Genomic DNA, 17,262 nt, shown 5'->3' on the forward strand with positions numbered 1-17,262 from the left:
GGCCTGCTGTTTTTGAGGCGGCTTATTCGGTCTGCTATTCAGGTTAATTTAATCTAAACGCAGTGGCCATTTCATCTAATCAGCGTATTGCCGTTCATCGCTGCCGCTTAAACTGCTGGCATCAAACAACAAACTTGGTGCCTGCGGAGTCGGGCCTGATTAAAAAGGTATAACGATGAAAATAGCAAAATTATCATTCTTTACCGCCAGTTTTTTACTGGCCGCCGCAGTGCAGGCAGCACCCGGTTATAAAAACGTCATTACTGACGCTGAACTGCAGGCCGCACAGCAGGCCTGGGGTGAGGCGCTGATCAGTATTAGTCAGGCTTATCAGCAAGGTGGTCGCGACCAGGCGACCAGTCGGGCGCGCGAGGTACTGGATGCGGCTTATGGCTATAACCTGGGCCCGGTATTGTTTAAACCGACGCTGGCCAGCGGTGAGCAGACTTTCCGCACCAGCTACGATGGCGCCCTGGCATACTTTGTCGGCGGTAACAGCGCCTTTGCTGATGACAGTGGTTTTGCCCTGAAAGGCTGGCAAGGTTATCAGTTCCGCAATGCGGCGGTGCATATTAACGGCGATCTGGCGTTGACGATGGGGCATGTGATGCTGACCAATGCGGCCGGCGAGGTGACCACTGTCGACAAAACCTGGGGCTTTAAAAAAGATGACCAGGGGGCGCTGCGGATCGTGTTACACCATTCCTCCCTGCCTTTTAGCGCAAACTAAAGGCAACAACATCCCCTCCTGAGTTCCCATCATGGCTTTTGGCTGGTAAGGCGCCTCTGCTTACCAGCCTTTTTTGTCGCAAAAGATAACAGCCCGTGACAGCAGAAGGCTAAGGTTTACTCGGCCTGCAGGCAATAGCCCAGACCGCGCCGGGTGTGTAACAGTTTTTGCGGATGCTGTTCGTCCACTTTTTTGCGCAGCCGGGCCATATACACATCCACGATATTGGTCAGCGGATCTTCGTTCAGCCCCCAAACATTGGTCAGGATCCGCTCGCGGCTGTAAACTTTACCGCTATTGACCATCAGCAGCTCCAGGATCGCCAGCTCTTTGGCGGTAAGCAGTAAATCACGGCCAGCCCGCTGCACCCGCATAGTGTCTAAATCTAACAGTAAATCGGCAACCTGCAGCTGACGGCTTTGTACCGGGCTTAAGCCCCGTTTGGCCAGACTTTCAATCCGGGCTAATAATTCCTCGAAATGAAACGGCTTGCCGAGGTAGTCATCTGCGCCACAGCGTAGACCTTTTACCCGCTCTTCAACTTCCGATAACGCCGATAGCATCAGGATGCGGGCATTAACCTGCTGGCTGCGCAATTGCTGACAAAGGGTCAGGCCGTCCACCTGCGGCAGCATCCGATCCAGCACGATAATATCCGGCTCGAACTGACGTACAGCCTCCAACACATCCCGACCATTGGTAATTACCTGCGTCAGATAGCCCTCAGCCTTCAGGCCGCGGGCCAGAAAAGCGGCAACCTTATCATCATCTTCAACGATCAGAATCTTCATCATTCACTCCCGGAAACAGCGGTAAGGTTAGCGTTACGCAGGTACCACGCGGTTGGTTCGCTGACAGGCGGATGCTGCCATCATGAGCTTCCATAATATCTTTGGCAATACAAAGGCCGATACCCAGGCCATCCGGCCTGGCCTGTCGGGCGGCAGAGCTGCGGTAGTGACGGGCAAAGACCTGGGCGATTTCATCCGGCTGGATCCCGATACCCTGATCCGCCAGCGTCAGCTGTAACTCGGTCTCAGTAGCACAGAATTTCAGATTCAGCGCCGGAATGTCTTTGGCATATTGCCGGGCGTTATCGACTATGATGCGTAGCACGGCAGAAAACTTTTCGTCATCGACCAACAGGTAAAGCGGATCGGCCGTGCGACCTGAAATATCAGTATGCAGTGGCACAGTGGCCGGTAACCATTGCTGTATCGTGCTGATACTTTGCTGAATAAACTGTGCCAGCGGTTTGGTATGCAGCTGTACCTGACGCAGGCGATCCTCACCGCGTGCCAGCAGCAGTAAATCGTCAATCCGACGGCTAAGTTGCTGGCTGGCACTGAGGATCCGGCTAAAAGCGTCCTGATAATCGCTGGTGCTTTTCGGCTGACCGCGTAAGCTGATTTCAGCCTCACCTTGAATACTGGTCGCCGGTGTTCTCAGCTCATGGCTAATGTCCGCTAGCAGTTGCTTTTGTCGGTACTCGGCCTGATGTAACTGGTCCAGGGCCTGCTGTAATTGACTGGTGCGTTCTGCAACCAGTTGCTCGGCCGCCAGCTGGCTTTGCTTTTCGCGTTTGGCATAGTCAGCAATATAGCCGGACATCAGATTAAATTGGCACGCCAATTCAGCAAATTCGCCCGGGCCCTGCTCAGCAATGCGGTATTCAAAATGCCCCTGCTGCAGCTGTTTCGTGCCATCCAGTAACGACTGCAGCGGCCGGCTTAGCGCGCGCGCCAGATAAAAACCCAGCATAACCGCCAGTACCAACCCCAGCAGGCTAATCAAAATGGTGGTGCGTTTGACACTTTGTACTGCACTTAGGGCATCGCTTTCGGTGCTTTGGGCCCGCTGGCGTTGCTCGGCAATGGCTTGTTGCAGCAATTCTGCCAGATCGGTGTCCTGGATTTTGTCAAATAAACTGATTAGCGCTGTCCAGCGTTCGGCATCATCTTTGTAGCGGGCAATTTCGCGGGTTTTCAGCGCCTGCTCCAGAGTTTGCAGATTGGTTTGCAACAGTGAAATCACCTTAACCTGCTGCATAGTGTGTTGTAAGTCTGTTTCCTGACGGTGAGACAGCTGATCGCGAATGGCCAGCTGCTCCAAAGTGCTCAGTTGCTGCTGCATCCGGTTGAACAGGGTATCGCGAAACTGGGTATTGGCGTCGTCCGTTAGCAGATACTCGGCCAGCCAGACCTTTAGCCGCTGTTTATCTACCCTTAGCGAAATAAATTCGGCCAGCATCTGGTTGGCAACCCGGTTGCGTTCAGTATGGAACTCGGAATTTTGCTGCGCCCAAAACGCCATGCCTGCCTGCAGCAGGATAATGCTCAGCAGTACACAGAGCGAGACTGCCAACTTTCGTAGAAACATGCTGCGCTGCCTATCTGGTCAAGTGAACGACCAGTATAGAGCTTTCAGCGAGGCGGATCATGAAAATCAGGTTAACGCGCTCAGTCTTGCCAAACCGGATCCAGTGTCAGTAGCAGGCGTGGTTCAGCCAGTGCCGGCGAGCGATGGCTAATGGCATAGGTGGCCATATTTTCCCAGCCACTGCCTTTAAGGAGTGCGACATCAGCTTGCTGTAGCTGCTGCACCCGGGCGTTGTTGTCGGTAACGGGGCCAGCATGCCATTCCGTTGCCGGGCCATGGTAGGTGGTAACCAGACGACAGCACAGATGATCGGTATGAAAGCGCGGGCACATTGCCTGATTTAATACTTTTAGGCGCAGACCAAGCTGTTGGCACTCCATCAAGCAGGCAAACATCTGCGCTATCAGCGCCAGATCGGCGATAAAGTCGTCCTTACCCGGCGCATCCGGCAGGCTCCTGCCCGGCAAAGGGATTTACATACTGCTGCCACGCTGACGCACCTTTGGCTAATTCGTGATCAGTCAGCAGTGCATCCTGCAATTGCTGTCGCAAAGCGGCCTGGTCGAGTTGCTGGCCAATAAACACCAGTTCCTGCCGGCAATCGCCAAAGGGATCATGAAATTGTGCCAAAATCGCTGCCTGCGATTCGGCATCGTCTGGCCACTCGTCGCGCGGCACGGCTTGCCAGAACAATCCGGCCATGCCATAGCGGGCAATGCCACCGGCCTGATGCCATATTCTTCGGTTTCTGGCGTATGTTCACCGCGTAGCTCCTGTAACCAGCCTGGCGCCTGCGCCGCCTGCTCAAAGTCAAATAAGCCGGTATTAATCATCTCTGACAGTGCCACCTTGCCCTGTTCGGCTAGCAGTTGTTTGGCTCTGGGGTTGAGCGATTTTAAGATGGCTTGTAATTGTGCCAGCTGCGCCGCATCGACTAAATCGGTTTTACTGATCACCAGCACATCACAAAATTCGACCTGTTCAATTAGCAAGTCGGCAATACTGCGCTCATCCTCTTCACCTAAGCTTTCCCCGGCACAGGCCAGATCGCGGGCTTCCTGATAATCCTTTAAAAAGTTAACCGCATCCACCACGGTTACCGTGGTATCCAGCCGGGCGATATCTGACAGCCGGCTGCCGTCTTCATGTTCAAAGGTAAAGGTTTCGGCAATCGGCAGTGGCTCGGAAATCCCGGTCGATTCAATCACCAGATAGTCAAAGCGCCCCTCTTGCGCCAGTTTGCCAATTTCCAGCAATAAATCTTCGCGCAAGGTGCAACAAATACAACCATTGCTCATCTCGACCAGCTTTTCTTCGGCACGGTTCAGGCTGACTTCTTTATTAACCAGGGCGGCATCAATATTGATTTCACTCATATCATTAACGATAACCGCAATGCGCAGGCCATCGCGGTTATGCAAAATATGGTTTAGTAAAGTGGTTTTACCGGCGCCGAGAAAACCAGATAATACCGTAACGGGTAAGTGTGACATGCTATGAAAACCTGCAAAACGCTGTAATGTTATAATGTAGCAATTATAGCTCGAATACGAGGTATGTCTACAGCAAATAGATTTCGGGATGACTCTATGCATTAACGTGTTAACAAAGTCAGAGTAAAGCTATAACGTAATGAATTTTTTTCAGGCAGTAATTAACGGATGGTAACTTATAAAATTGAACATAATGCTTGCATTTTAAGATTACAGGTGTAATCCTTTGGTGATTACGGTTGTAATCTATAGGGTCATCTATGTTAGATATCAGCAATGCTGAACTGGCTTTAATGCAGGTTATTTGGCAGCGTTCGCCGTGCTCCGCCGCCGAAATAGTGCAGCAGTTACAGCAACAAAAAGAATGGCATGAAAAAACGGTAAAAACTCTGCTTAACCGCCTAGTCAATAAAGGCGCACTGACCTATGAAACTCAAGGCCGAGCATATATGTATAGCCCGCTTATTGCAAAAAAGGATTATCAACAACAGGCCAGCGGCAACTTTGTACAAAAACTGTTTGCTGGTCGAATCGCTCCGCTGGTTGCTAGTTTTGCCCACAAACATGAGCTAAGCCCAACTGATTTAGCAGAATTAAAACAACTGGTCGCTAGATTAGAGCAAGAAAAGTATGAGGATGAATCATGATGTCCTGGCTTTGGCATAGTAGCCTGTTGCTATTACTGGTGTTACCCCCCTTAATGCTGAGTCATAACTGGTTACTCAATAGATTGGGAGCCCGTAGTTGCTATTTGCTTTGGTTGGTTATACCGGTGGCGCTACTGTTGCCGCTGCTACCAAGTTTTACCTGGCATCAAGCTGCCAGCCTACCCTTGATTGAAACCCTACTAGTAAGTTCACAACATTTGCAGCAAAACCTGCAAGTTCCCGGTTGGCTTAGCATGCTTACCTGGTTATGGTTGCTGGGGGTGATATTGGTAACTTTAGGCTTTGGCATTAGTATTTGGCAATTACACAAACAACTGCGGCAATGTCGTCATGTACAACACTCAAATCTAAATTATTATTTTAGTAAGCATCACTTGGGTCCAGCGATATTTGGTGTGCTTAGGCCTAGCCTGATTATACCGTCAGATTTCAAGCAACGTTTCAGTCGCGTCCAACGGCAGCTTATTTTGCAGCACGAACTGGCACATTGGCATCGAGGCGATTTACACGCTAATTTGCTGGCTAGTTTATTACTTTGCTTATTCTGGTTTCATCCGTTGCTATGGCTAGCTTATCGTCGTTACCGTGCTGACCAGGAACTGGCATGTGACGCGTATGTGCTTGAGCGTTACCCAAATTCCACAGCAACTTGCTATGCCAATGCGTTGCTTGCGGCTATGCAGCCGATGCCAAGCTCAGCTGCGGCTCTTCAACCTTTTTGTAATCAATATGGAGCAGTCTACGTTATGAAAGAGCGACTGCAACAACTTAAACAACGGCATAGTTCTAGTAAAATCCCCGCGTTATTAATACTTAGCATCATGTGTGCGGTATCTGTGCTCTGGCAACAGCCCGTTCAAGCGGATACGGCGGGCACGTTATCCAGCAATAGCCCAAGCCCTGTTGTACGTATTTACCCAAGGTACCCAATTCAAGCCGCGCAAGAGCGCATTGAAGGTATGGTACAGCTACGTTTTAATGTAGAAGCGGATGGGTCAACTAGCCAAATCGAGGTGATTCTCTCACAACCTGAGGGTGTTTTTGAAAAAGAGGCGATTCGAGCATTAGCACAATGGCGTTATCAACCTGCTGCTGATGAGCTGCCTAATCAAGGTGTGAAGGTACAATTGGATTTCGTTCTTGATTGAGATCCAGAGGGTTTCACGTTATTAACGTTGAAATGTAGATTGCTGCAACAATTCATCGACTCATCACCATCCTCATATAACTTTTTAGCCAAGGCCGATAATGAACGCAAACGTATGTGCAAAATTACAATGCATCACCCTTTGGCTGCTGCTGATCTTGATAACATTGATGACTGGTTGCGCTACCAACACGATCTATCTTCACACCTATGATATTGAACAGGAAGACATAGACAAAATAGTGACGTCTCTGAAAGAGCAAAAGTTCGAAGTGGAAGTTTTAGATCGTAACCCTCCAATACTAATACTAGGGAGTTTTATTATCTATTCCCGAGATTCAGATGATAATGGACCGCTGGTGAAGATTTTAGACACTATTGGCGAGCATGGTTACCATATTAATCTTATTGCTAAAAACAGAGTGAGGAATCACTACTACACCAAAAAAACGAATATTGGCCTGTATTTGATAAACCCACTCGCTAACTTACTTACCGCTCAACAGCAGCTGGGAATCGATGCAGCGGTTAATCTAACGGATATGGTTTTCTCAAGTGTAAACTGTACTTCACTATTTTCTTTGGAGTTTAGAAAAGACAATACAGCGGTTATCCGCCAGACTATACCGAACAGTAACGACATGGTGACATTTAAATGGCTACAAGCCGAAGATACAATCTCCATGAATGTTGATGGTAAAGAAATAAAATACAATGTAGAGAAAAACTACAAAAGATCGGGAAATAGAACCGATCTGCTGTTAACACTTGCTACAGGTAACGCAGTAACCCTAGGCATAACCGAACCATTCGCTTGCAAATATGAAAGCAAGATCCACCTTATTGATTAATAGCCAATGTTAAATCTTGGCACGAGCAGGCGAATAGGTACTGCAAATAATCTCTCGCCAAATGACAGGACATGCTCACCATCATAAAATACCTCTCCGGCAGCAAAGCGCTCGCCGTTGGCGTCTTTTAATTTGCTTAAACCTTTGAAGTCACTTTGAGTGATTGTCGCCGCTGATTTAATTTGGCCGTTCAATTGAAAATAGTGGCTTGTCCAAATGAAAATGAAGGCTCGACTATTTGAAAGTGGCGGTGCGTCTATTTGAACGTTATGCTTTGATGTATAAACAATAATCGAATAAGTACTTTGCCAAGGGAACTGGAGCAGCAGGTATGAATTAAGCCAGGCGGACTCCGCTTCGCGCTGTTAGGGACATAACATTGAGCGGTCAGCATTCTGACGGCGATCTTAACCCAATCGCGCTTTCAGCCGAGTCACAATATCCCGGCGTTCATGGATGATACCGATAATCACTGGTTTGGGGGATGCACCCTGTATATAAAAAATATAGTGGTATCGGTATTTTGCCACTAAAAGGTGAGGGAAAGTGCTTGAGAAAGATCTACCTGGTAGCGCTTTGGTAGCAATGGCATGGAAGGCCTCTTTAAGGCCGTCCCGGTACTGTTTCAGCATGTCGCTGCCCCAATGGTCCAGGGTATAACGTGCCACTTCCAGCAGGTCTTGTTCTGCGTCGGCGGTAAGCACATAGGGCAGCATTGTTGTTAACCCTTTTCCCGTTCAGCCTCGGCAAAAATCTCGTCAACCGTGCGGGTGGCAAACTTGCCCTGTTCGGCAGCCTGGATGCGCGGCGCCAGAAAGGTTTCCAGCGTTTTCAGGGCGCTTTCTTCATCACCATCAGGCAGTGTACGCTCAAGTACATAGTCCTTAATGGATTTGCCTTGCAGGGCTGCGGCGGCTTTCAGGCGCTGATGCTGTGCCGGGGTAACTTCGATGGAAAGGCGCATGGAGAGCTCCTCGTCGCGATAAGGGACTTATGCCAAGTATAGGTTGGCTGTAGCAAATGTTCAATAGTGAACATTTGTTGTTCTAGGCTCTGCGCTTTAGCCGCATGGCAAAACCTAAAACCGCCAGTAGTAACACCAGCACCATAAAGCCTACCACCACCTGATCCCGGCCATCGCGGCCCAGCAGGGGTTGTAGGATGCCCCATTTATGGATAAAGGAAAAACTGTAGCGCTCCCATTTGCTGCTGCTATGTTGTTGCTCAATAAGCTGACCGGTTTGGGTATCAATAAATACGCGACCTGAGGCATAGTCGAGCTGCCACACCGGTAACCGCTTATTGCGAAAATCGTAATCTGGCCCAAACCGACTGATTAGTTGTGGGTTATTAAAGGCGCTGGCGGGTAAACTCAAAAACCGCTCGGCCAGAATAAGGGCAAAGCTGTGGTCGTCTAACGCAGGGGCATCGGCGGTTAAAGGGATAAAACGGGCTTGCAACTCAGATACCTGGCCGGCAAAGCGGCTTTGTCGGTCCGCTTGCTGCGCCGGATTAAACTCGGATAAACGCCAGTACCAACCCTGCGCACCTTGTATTAGTGATTTGCCAGACCGGCAGTAACCGATTAACGGCAGGATAAGCATCATCAAAATGAGTGTGAAAATTAACGTCAGTACTCGCTGTCGCTGCGAGGCCACTGTAATGCGCTGCTAGCCATAACGCCATATCCTGATCAGTTGGCGCAGGCGTACTGGCGAGGCTAAGATAGGTTCTTGGGGTAGCGGCATCTGCCGTGATTTGCAACAGCAGTTTAATTTGTTTAGCTGGTCTGTCGGTGCGGTATATCAACTACAAAGTGAGCAACAACTGACGCTTGCCTTCAGTTAAGCGGAGCGGTCCGTCCAGCTGCGACATATTTTCTTACAAATCCTACTCTGCTGAGACTGGCGTGTTATTAGCGTTTTCGTTAGTATCATGCTACGTATTTTTTACATTTTATCGGTAAAAGGATCCGCAAAATGAAAAAACTCTTTATTGTCAGTGCAGTAGCTTTAGCCGTCATCACCGGCTGTGCCCAGCAGCAAACGGTATCTCAAGGTACAGTAGTAGAACAGCAACAGGCGGCAGCGATTATTGTTAGCTCAAACGACCAACGCCAGTACAAAACCTTTACCCTGCCAAATAAGTTAGAAGTGGTATTGGTCTCTGATCCTAGCACAGAGAAATCGGCAGTATCACTGAGTGTCGGTGCCGGGATGTTTCAGGATCCGATGACACAGCAAGGCTTAGCGCATTATCTGGAACATATGCTGTTTATGGGGACTGAGCGCTACCCGGATCCGGCTGAGTATGCCGGCTTTATGAGTCAGCACAATGGGGCCTATAACGCCTACACCTGGTTGGATATTACCAACTATATGTTTGAAATTAATAATAATGTTTATGATGAAGCCTTGGATCGTTTTTCCGACTTCTTCAAAACGCCAAAGTTCTACCCCGAATATTCTGATAAAGAACGTAATGCGGTTAATGCGGAACAGTCGATGCGCCGGGAGCAGGATTTCCTGGCGCAATTTGAGCTGATGCGCCGGATGTTTGGTGATCACCCGTCGAACCGTTTTCTGGCCGGTAGTCTGGAGAGCTTAAGTGATAAGCCAGGCAGCAAATTACATGATGAGATGCTGGCTTACTATAACAACTACTATTCTGCCAATAATATGAAGCTGGCAATGGTTAGCAACTTATCGCTGGCTGAGATGGAATTACTGGCCAATAAACACTTTGGCGGCATTGTTAACAAAGATATCCCGCTACCCGAAGTGACGGCTGAGCTGGATAACAGCCTGTTTGGCGGCAAACGGATCCACTATGTACCGAATCAGGATGTAAAACAGTTACGCCTTGATTTTACTATTCGTAACAACCTCGAACAGTACGCCGTTAAGCCAAACGAATTTATTGCTTATTTACTGCGCTCAGAAATGCCGGGTACGGCTGCTGCTCAGCTAAAAGCTGCGGGTCTGGTATCCAGTTTTAATGTCTCAGTCAATCCGGATTTTTATGGTAACTACGGTAGTCTGGCGATTGATATGAACCTGACTGACGCCGGTATGCAGCAGCGAGAAGCCATTACCGCGGTAGTGATGCAGTATCTGGATTTGATCAAGCAACAGGGTGTAGATAGCAAATACTATAACGAGATCAAAACCAGCCTGGCGAACCAGTTCCAGTTCCTTGAAAAAACAGATGGCTTTGGCTATGCCTCGGGTTTAACTGCTGCGATGCTGAAGTTGCCGGTGAAGCACGCTGTGGCTGCACCCTACATTTATGAGCGCTTTGATGCCGAAGCGGTGAATAATGTTTTGACACAGCTGACACCGGCGAATCTGCGGGTTTGGTATATCAGCAAGCAGGAGCCGCATGACAGCGAGCTGATCCGCCATGTTGGTAAATATAAGATCGTCGATATCAGTGCCGAAGAACAAGCCGCCTGGCAACAGCCGCTGGTTGCGCTGAACCTGCCAATGGTAAACCGTCTGTTGCCCGAGAGCTTCGCGATTAAAGCCCGCAGCGCCCAGCAGAAGCCGGAATTAGTGGTTGAGCAGCCCGGTATCTCGGCTTGGTTATATCCGAGCCAGGTGTTTGCTGATCAGCCGAAAGGCCGTCTGGATATCGTATTAAACAGCCCGGCTGCGCAGCAGGATATCAAAGCCCGGGTGGCGTTTGCGTTATGGCGTGATCTGTACAATCTGGAGCAAAGTGCACTGCGCACTGAGGCCAGTGCTGCCGGTATCGAGGTATGGTTAAATGACGGTAATGGCCTGACCCTGAATCTGGATGGCTTTACCGACAAACAGCCGCAATTACTGGAACAGCTGCTGGCCGGTTTAACACCGACGATCACGACTGATGGCTACGCTCAGGCAGTAGACCGCTTTGTGCGCGGCGTCGCCAATCAGAGCCGGCAGGTACCCTTCAGGCAAGCCTTCTGGGCCTTTAACGGCCTGTATCGTGGTGGCAGTTATAATCCGGAGCAGCTGATTGCCGCAGCACAGGCGATGACTGCGGCTGATTTACAGCAGTTTATCGCTGCAACCTTAAAACAAAATCAGGTGCGGGTGTTTGCCTTCGGTAACTATGATAAGCAGGATGTGCAGACGCTGGTTAGTAAGTTGCAAGCCGCTTTACCTGCAGATCGTACCGTCACGCCTTATACACAAAGCCCGTTCTGGTTACCGCGCAGTGGCGATGCCATTACGCTGACCCGTGATATCGACGTGACTGACGTGGCCCTAGTGGATATGCATGTCCATCCGGCTAAAGGCATGGCGGCGCGCGCCGCAGCCAGCGTCTTGGCCTCGCATTTCTCGAATCAGGCCTTTGATAAACTGCGTACCGAGGAACAACTGGCTTACGCGGTTGGCGGTACAGCGATTGACCTGAATGACTACACTGGTTTTGGCTTATATATCCAAACACCGGTGAAAGGCCCAGCCGATATGCAGCAGCGGTTTGATGAATTTAAACAGCAATACTGGAACACGCTGCAACAAGTTACCCCGGAACAATTTGCGGCGTTAAAACAGAGCTTATTAGTAAGCCTGAATGAACCACCAAAAAATCTGTTTGAGGAAATGCAGCCGTTAGTCAGCGACTGGTATCGTGAGCGCTTTGACTTTGATAGCAAGCAAAAACTGATTGCGGCCGTCGAGCAAGTGACATTGGCGGATGTGCAGAGCTTCTATCAGCAAACATTGCTGAACCCCGAGGCCGCGCGGATCTCCGTGCAAATGCGAGGTACCAGTTTCCGGGAGCAGCCGTTCGCAACACTACCGAATCAGCAAGTCGTGACCGATATCGCAGAGTTCCAGCGCAAGATGGCTAAGCAATAGTCACGGTTAACGCAGCACAAGATCCCTCCGGCTGACACAGCGGGGGGATTTTTTTATGGCCGCTCGGCCACTTCAGTTTGGTAAAACACTACCGCGGCTTGCCCCGGGCGTTTCTTTGCCTGATACATCGCAATATCGGCTAGATGTAACAGTTGTTGCTGATCCAGACTATCTTGTGGGAATAAGGCAATGCCGACACTGCAAGAAATAGTAAGCTGATGTTCGGCAACCTGATAGGGTTGACTAAGTTGTTGTTGGATCCGGCTGGCTAACGGCAGAATTTGTGGCACTAAAGGTTGGCTTGCAGTAAAACCGGTTAAAGCGACGACAAATTCGTCACCACTAAGTCGGCCAGTTAAATCTGCCGCCCGGGTACTGTGGTGCAGACGCTGGGCGACCTGTTGCAGCACCTCATCACCAATGGCATGCCCATAGCAATCATTAACCGGTTTAAACCGATCTAAATCAATAAACAATAACGCCAGAGTATCGCCACGTAATTGACACAGCGCCAGCTGTTGCTCCAGCATTTTGTGGAACAAGGTGCGGTTGGCCAGCCCGGTTAAAGGATCATAATAGGCCTGGCGCGCCAACTCGAGGTTTTGCAGTTTTTGCTCGGTAATATCGCGTGCAATGCCGACATATTTGACCAAGCTGCCATCTGTATCGAGGAGTGGCGCAGCCGTTGAGGTGTGCCAGCGCATTTGACCATTTTTATGAAAGATCCGGTATTCGATAGTACCGTGATGGGTTGCGGTCAGCAGCAGACTTTGCATAAAGGCAAAACAGCGTTCCAGATCGTCCTGATGCACAAAATGATCAAAGGTTTTACCCATCACTTCCGTTGGATGATGACCCAGAATATCCTGCCAACAGGGCGAGACATAATCCAGCACACCGTTTGGCAATAGCGTAAATATGATATCGCTGGCGCTCTCGACCAAGGCTCGGAATTCGGCTTCGCTGCGTCTTAACTTCAGTTCGGCTGCTTTGCGCTGACTAATGTCGTTAGCAAAACCGCTAAATAAGATACTGCCGTCGGCAAGTTGTTTCGGAAAGTCAAAGGCTTCTAACCAGATAATCTGCTCGTCAGGACGAATAATCCGCAACTCCGCGTGCCAGGGTTTGAGCTGGGCTGCACATTCGGCTGACGTTTGATAGACCCGCTCGGCATCAGCCGGGTGGATACGGTCAAGCAGCAGACTGGCATCCTGCATAATGGCCTGCGCCGGGATCCCGAATAGGGCTTCGGTATTTTCAGAGGCGTAAACATAATGGAACTTTTGATCGGGGCTTTGTTTTAACTGATATAAAAAGCAGGGTAAATGCCGCGCCAGTTCGGTCAGCGGGCCAAACAGATGTTCGATAGAGTTGCTTACCGGTTCTGACTTCTTGTCCATGCCCAGCCCAAGCAGAAAGTAATCACCTTACTGTAACCAGAGTTATCCGGGCATGCCAGTAATTCTGCGAAAAAAGTTTGAAAGGCAGGCGCCAGCCCTGTTAATGCCGGCGCCGGCGCACTAGCGCATGGTCACGAACTCTTCTGCCGACGTTGGATGCAGCGCGACGGTGGCATCAAAGTCAGCCTTGGTAGCGCCCATTTTAATGGCAACGGCAAAGCCCTGCAGCACCTCGTCCATGCCCTCGCCAATGCCATGCAGGCCAATGACTTTTTCTTCCGGCCCTAAGCACACCAGTTTAAAGGTACTGAGGGCGCGGTGCGGGGTAATGGCGTTATACATCGCCGCAAAGCTGGAGCGATACACTTTAATTTGCTCTTTGCCATACTGCGCTATGGCTTGCTGTTCGGTCAGACCAATAGTGCCAATCGGCGGGTGGCTAAAGACGATAGTGGGGATTAGCGAATAGTCCATTTTCGCATCCGGCATAGCCGGGTTAAATAGGCGCTCAGCCAGCATACGGCCAGCTTTTACTGCCACCGGCGTCAGTTGTGCTTCGCCGGTAATATCACCGACGGCATAAATGCCCGGCACATTGGTATTTTGATAGGCATCGGTGCGGATATAGCCTTCGCTATCTGGCACCACACCGGCGGCGGCCAGGTTAAGCTGATCGGTTGCCGGTTCACGGCCAATGGCCCAGATCAGACAATCGACATTAAACAGGATACTGCCATTTTTCAGATAAACCGTTAGCCGGCCTTCGCCGGCGGCTTCCACTTTCGCGACCTCGGCTTCGGTATGCAATTGCATTTCATCCTGCTGCATCCGGCTGAGCAGGGCGTCGGTAATATCGCGATCAAAGCTGCGCAGTGGCCTATCGCCCCGCACTAATAAATGCGTTTCAGTGCCAAGGGCATGCAACACACCGGCAATTTCTACCGCGATATAGCCGGCACCGACGACGACTGCTTTGGTAGGTTGTTGCGTCAGGGCAAAAAAGCCGTCGGAGTCGATCCCCAGCTCAGCCCCCGGAATATCAGGTTTGGTCGGGCGGCCGCCAACGGCAATAGTGATATGATCGGCGGTAATGCGCTCACCGTTTACTTCTAACGTTTTGTGGTCGACAAAACGGGCAAAGCCCTGGATCAGCTCCACGCCATTACTGGCAAAACCACGCTGATAGGCGCCATGAATACGCTCGATATAGGCTTCACGATTTTTGACCAGTGTGTCCCAGGCAAAGCCTTGCTGTTCTGGGTTAAAACCATAGCTGGGGCTATATTTTACCGCTTCAGCAATATGGGCGCCGTACCACATTACCTTTTTCGGTACGCAGCCGACGTTAACACAGGTACCACCTACGGCTTTGGCTTCAATAACGGCTGCTTTAGCACCACGTTGGGCAGCGCGATTGGCTGAGGCAATACCGCCGCTACCGGCACCAATGGCAAGATAATCATAATGACGAGTCATAACAGGGCCTGTCAGTTAATAGGGTAAAGACTGAACCAGATTTAAGGTTAAACCCTAACTCAGGTTGATAGATAGAGTAGATATAGGGCTAACCCGCGCCCAATACAAGCGTAAAGCTACAGGAATAACCAAAGATGGGGCACTGGCGCTTGACAAAGTGCCCGCCGACCCCAACATATTCACAATAGAATACTTTACAGGAACCCTGCCAATGAGCGCCATGAGCGATAATCCGTTACTTAGCTTTACTGACTTACCACCCTTTTCGAAAATTCAGCCCGAACAGGTAAAGCCTGCGGTGGAGCAGGCGATCCGTGACGCCAGAGCCGTGGTTGAGCAGGTGGTCGCCAGTAGCGAGATCAGTTGGCAGGCGATAGTGCAGCAGTTGGAGCAGGGCTCGGATCGGCTAAATAAGCTCTGGTCACCGGTATCGCATTTAAATTCTGTGGCCAATAGCCCGGAGCTGCGAGCGGCTTACGAGAGCTGCTTGCCGCTGTTATCTGATTTTAGTACCTGGCTGGGGCAGCATGAGGGCCTGTATCAAAAGTATCAGGCGCTGGCGCAAAGCGCCGACTTTAGCAGCCTGACTGCGGCGCAGCAAAAAGTGGTAACCAATGCGTTGCGTGACTTTAAGTTATCCGGTATCGGTTTGCCAGAGCAGAAAAAGCAGCGCTATGGCGAGATCCAAAGTCGGCTGTCGGAATTAAGCTCTACCTTTTCCAACAATACGCTGGATGCGACTCAGGCCTGGTTTAAGCACGTCACAGATGAAGCTGAGCTCGCTGGTTTACCGGAAGATGCACGTATTGCGGCGGCTGAAGAGGCACAAAGCCGTGAGCTAAGCGGTTGGGTGTTTACGCTGGAATTCCCCAGCTATATCGCGGTGATGACCTATGCCGATAATGCGGCACTGCGTGAAGCAATGTATAGCGCCTATTGTACCCGGGCTTCTGATCAGGGCCCGACGGCGGGGCAGTTTGATAACAGCGCCATTATTGAAGAAACCTTGGCCTTAAAACATGAGCTGGCGCAGCTGCTGGACTTTAGCAACGCCGCCGAAGAGTCGCTGGCAACCAAGATGGCCGACAACCCGGCGCAGGTGCTGGACTTTCTAACCGATTTAGCGCGTCGGGCTAAACCACAGGCGCAGCGTGATTTGGCAGAGCTTAGCGCCTTTGCGCAAACTGAGTATGGTGTCAGCAGCTTAAACGCCTGGGATATCAGCTACTATGCCGAAAAACTGAAGCAAGCCCGTTACGCGGTATCCGATGAACAGTTACGGCCTTATTTCCCGGTAACCAAGGTCGTGCCGGGCTTATTTGCCGTGCTAGAAAAACTGTTTGGTATTCGGATTGCGGTGCGTGAGGGTGTCGATGTCTGGCACCCGGATGTGCAGTTTTATGATATTTTCGCTGCCGATGGCAGCTTGCGCGGTAGCTTTTATCTGGATTTGTATGCCCGCAGCAAAAAGCGCGGTGGTGCCTGGATGGATGATTGCCGTGGCCGGCGCTGGCAGGCTGATGGCCAGTTGCAAACGCCGGTTGCCTATCTGACCTGTAACTTTAATAAGCCGGTCGGTGGCAAGCCAGCCCTCTTTACCCACGATGAAGTGATTACGCTGTTCCATGAGTTTGGTCATGGCTTGCACCATATGCTAACCCAGGTCGATGCTGCTGCGGTGGCCGGAATTAATGGCGTGGCCTGGGATGCGGTCGAGTTGCCAAGCCAGTTTTTAGAGAACTGGTGCTGGGCGCCCGAGGCGTTGCAGCTGATTTCTGGCCACTATGAAAGCGGCGAGCCGCTGCCAGCCGACTTGCTGCAAAAAATGCTGGCGGCGAAGAATTTTCAGTCGGCGCTGTTTTTAGTGCGGCAACTGGAGTTTGCTCTGTTTGATATGCGGCTGCATGCCGAGTACGACCCGGCTTTGGGCGGTCGGGTGCAACACTTGCTGGACGAGGTGCGCAGCCAGGTATCAGTGATAGTGCCGCCACGCTTTAACCGTTTTCAGCACAGTTTTGGCCATATCTTTGCCGGTGGCTATGCCGCAGGCTATTATAGTTACCTGTGGGCCGAAGTATTATCGGCCGATGCCTTTAGCCGTTTTGAAGAAGAAGGCGTATTTAACCCGCAAACCGGCCAGGATTTCCTGCACTGGATTTTAGAGCGCGGTGGCAGTGCGGAGCCAATGGAGCTATTTAAAGGTTTCCGTGGTCGTGAGCCATCAAATGAGGCCTTGCTGCGACATATGGGCATTGCCAGTTAAAC

At 50.6% G+C, this 17,262-nt stretch carries 15 protein-coding genes and 1 pseudogene; 6 read left to right on the forward strand and 10 right to left on the reverse strand.

What is annotated here, in order from left to right; genetic code table 11:
- Positions 1-175: 175 nt before the first annotated feature.
- On the forward strand, positions 176-730 hold the full coding sequence (locus AAY72_RS09390) for a hypothetical protein (protein ID WP_008950320.1): 555 nt from the start codon (positions 176-178) through the stop codon (positions 728-730).
- Positions 731-846: 116 nt separating this feature from the next.
- On the opposite strand, the gene AAY72_RS09395 is transcribed toward AAY72_RS09390, so the two are convergent.
- The 4 genes and pseudogenes from AAY72_RS09395 to AAY72_RS09410 form a co-directional block, all read right to left on the reverse strand.
- Positions 847-1,521, reverse strand: coding sequence for a response regulator transcription factor (locus AAY72_RS09395; protein WP_057787067.1), 675 nt, complete (start codon positions 1,519-1,521; stop codon positions 847-849).
- Positions 1,502-3,109, reverse strand: a complete 1,608-nt coding sequence (locus tag AAY72_RS09400) for a HAMP domain-containing sensor histidine kinase (protein WP_057787069.1) — start codon at positions 3,107-3,109, stop codon at positions 1,502-1,504. The genes AAY72_RS09395 and AAY72_RS09400 overlap by 20 nt, the downstream gene beginning before the upstream one ends.
- Positions 3,110-3,189: 80 nt before the next feature.
- The gene (locus tag AAY72_RS09405) at positions 3,190-3,576 is read right to left on the reverse strand and encodes a DUF1826 domain-containing protein (RefSeq protein WP_231728942.1); all 387 of its coding nucleotides are present in this window, start codon (positions 3,574-3,576) and stop codon (positions 3,190-3,192) included.
- Positions 3,542-4,602 (reverse strand): annotated as a pseudogene (locus AAY72_RS09410) (GTP-binding protein). Before AAY72_RS09410 ends, AAY72_RS09405 begins: the two are co-directional and overlap by 35 nt.
- A gap of 260 nt (positions 4,603-4,862) precedes the next feature.
- Between AAY72_RS09410 and AAY72_RS09415 the strand changes: the two are divergent.
- From AAY72_RS09415 to AAY72_RS09425, 3 genes are all read left to right on the forward strand, one after another.
- A complete protein-coding gene (locus tag AAY72_RS09415) occupies positions 4,863-5,249 on the forward strand; it encodes a BlaI/MecI/CopY family transcriptional regulator (RefSeq protein WP_057787071.1) in 387 nt (128 codons plus the stop codon).
- On the forward strand, positions 5,249-6,418 hold the full coding sequence (locus tag AAY72_RS09420; protein WP_197408396.1) for a M56 family metallopeptidase: 1,170 nt from the start codon (positions 5,249-5,251) through the stop codon (positions 6,416-6,418). Before AAY72_RS09415 ends, AAY72_RS09420 begins: the two co-directional genes overlap by 1 nt.
- Before the next feature lie 100 nt (positions 6,419-6,518).
- On the forward strand, positions 6,519-7,268 hold the full coding sequence (locus AAY72_RS09425; protein ID WP_057787075.1) for a hypothetical protein: 750 nt from the start codon (positions 6,519-6,521) through the stop codon (positions 7,266-7,268).
- Here the strand turns inward: AAY72_RS09425 and AAY72_RS09430 are convergent.
- The 4 genes from AAY72_RS09430 to AAY72_RS09445 all read right to left on the reverse strand — a co-directional run bounded on the left by AAY72_RS09430 (position 7,265) and on the right by AAY72_RS09445 (position 8,875).
- Positions 7,265-7,462: a hypothetical protein gene (locus AAY72_RS09430; protein WP_057787077.1), complete on the reverse strand. Its 198-nt coding sequence runs from the start codon at positions 7,460-7,462 to the stop codon at positions 7,265-7,267. The two genes, AAY72_RS09425 and AAY72_RS09430, sit on opposite strands and share 4 nt — an antisense overlap.
- A 213-nt stretch (positions 7,463-7,675) precedes the next feature.
- Positions 7,676-7,984, reverse strand: a complete 309-nt coding sequence (locus tag AAY72_RS09435; RefSeq protein WP_057787079.1) for a type II toxin-antitoxin system RelE/ParE family toxin — start codon at positions 7,982-7,984, stop codon at positions 7,676-7,678.
- A gap of 5 nt (positions 7,985-7,989) precedes the next feature.
- A complete protein-coding gene (locus AAY72_RS09440) occupies positions 7,990-8,232 on the reverse strand; it encodes a DUF1778 domain-containing protein (RefSeq protein WP_057787081.1) in 243 nt (80 codons plus the stop codon).
- Between the two features lie 82 nt (positions 8,233-8,314).
- A complete protein-coding gene (locus AAY72_RS09445; protein ID WP_057787083.1) occupies positions 8,315-8,875 on the reverse strand; it encodes a hypothetical protein in 561 nt (186 codons plus the stop codon).
- Positions 8,876-9,247: 372 nt separating this feature from the next.
- Here AAY72_RS09445 and AAY72_RS09450 point away from each other — a divergent pair, with 372 nt between their 5' ends.
- On the forward strand, positions 9,248-12,121 hold the full coding sequence (locus tag AAY72_RS09450; protein ID WP_057787085.1) for an insulinase family protein: 2,874 nt from the start codon (positions 9,248-9,250) through the stop codon (positions 12,119-12,121).
- A gap of 53 nt (positions 12,122-12,174) precedes the next feature.
- Here the strand turns inward: AAY72_RS09450 and AAY72_RS09455 are convergent, their stop codons facing one another.
- A complete protein-coding gene (locus AAY72_RS09455) occupies positions 12,175-13,521 on the reverse strand; it encodes a sensor domain-containing diguanylate cyclase (RefSeq protein ID WP_057787087.1) in 1,347 nt (448 codons plus the stop codon).
- A gap of 120 nt (positions 13,522-13,641) precedes the next feature.
- The gene (gorA, locus tag AAY72_RS09460; RefSeq protein ID WP_057787089.1) at positions 13,642-14,997 is read right to left on the reverse strand and encodes a glutathione-disulfide reductase; all 1,356 of its coding nucleotides are present in this window, start codon (positions 14,995-14,997) and stop codon (positions 13,642-13,644) included.
- 211 nt (positions 14,998-15,208) lie between these two features.
- Between gorA and prlC the strand changes: the two genes are divergently transcribed.
- On the forward strand, positions 15,209-17,260 hold the full coding sequence (prlC, locus tag AAY72_RS09465; RefSeq protein ID WP_057787091.1) for an oligopeptidase A: 2,052 nt from the start codon (positions 15,209-15,211) through the stop codon (positions 17,258-17,260).
- Positions 17,261-17,262: the final 2 nt, after the last annotated feature.

Origin of the sequence: Alishewanella sp. WH16-1 (assembly GCF_001441695.1) — a bacterium.
In the GTDB taxonomy this organism is placed as follows: Bacteria; Pseudomonadota; Gammaproteobacteria; order Enterobacterales; family Alteromonadaceae; genus Alishewanella; species Alishewanella agri.

What these genes read in the sequence shown, in the direction of transcription:
- AAY72_RS09390 (WP_008950320.1), top strand. Translation starts at nt 176, where the DNA reads ATGAAAATAGCAAAATTATCATTCTTTACCGCCAGTTTTTTACTGGCC.
- AAY72_RS09395 (WP_057787067.1), bottom strand. Translation starts at nt 1,521, where the DNA reads ATGAAGATTCTGATCGTTGAAGATGATGATAAGGTTGCCGCTTTTCTG.
- AAY72_RS09400 (WP_057787069.1), bottom strand. Translation starts at nt 3,109, where the DNA reads ATGTTTCTACGAAAGTTGGCAGTCTCGCTCTGTGTACTGCTGAGCATT.
- AAY72_RS09415 (WP_057787071.1), top strand. Translation starts at nt 4,863, where the DNA reads ATGTTAGATATCAGCAATGCTGAACTGGCTTTAATGCAGGTTATTTGG.
- AAY72_RS09420 (WP_197408396.1), top strand. Translation starts at nt 5,249, where the DNA reads ATGTCCTGGCTTTGGCATAGTAGCCTGTTGCTATTACTGGTGTTACCC.
- AAY72_RS09425 (WP_057787075.1), top strand. Translation starts at nt 6,519, where the DNA reads ATGAACGCAAACGTATGTGCAAAATTACAATGCATCACCCTTTGGCTG.
- AAY72_RS09435 (WP_057787079.1), bottom strand. Translation starts at nt 7,984, where the DNA reads ATGCTGCCCTATGTGCTTACCGCCGACGCAGAACAAGACCTGCTGGAA.
- AAY72_RS09440 (WP_057787081.1), bottom strand. Translation starts at nt 8,232, where the DNA reads ATGCGCCTTTCCATCGAAGTTACCCCGGCACAGCATCAGCGCCTGAAA.
- AAY72_RS09445 (WP_057787083.1), bottom strand. Translation starts at nt 8,875, where the DNA reads ATGATGCTTATCCTGCCGTTAATCGGTTACTGCCGGTCTGGCAAATCA.
- AAY72_RS09450 (WP_057787085.1), top strand. Translation starts at nt 9,248, where the DNA reads ATGAAAAAACTCTTTATTGTCAGTGCAGTAGCTTTAGCCGTCATCACC.
- AAY72_RS09455 (WP_057787087.1), bottom strand. Translation starts at nt 13,521, where the DNA reads ATGGACAAGAAGTCAGAACCGGTAAGCAACTCTATCGAACATCTGTTT.
- gorA (WP_057787089.1), bottom strand. Translation starts at nt 14,997, where the DNA reads ATGACTCGTCATTATGATTATCTTGCCATTGGTGCCGGTAGCGGCGGT.
- prlC (WP_057787091.1), top strand. Translation starts at nt 15,209, where the DNA reads ATGAGCGCCATGAGCGATAATCCGTTACTTAGCTTTACTGACTTACCA.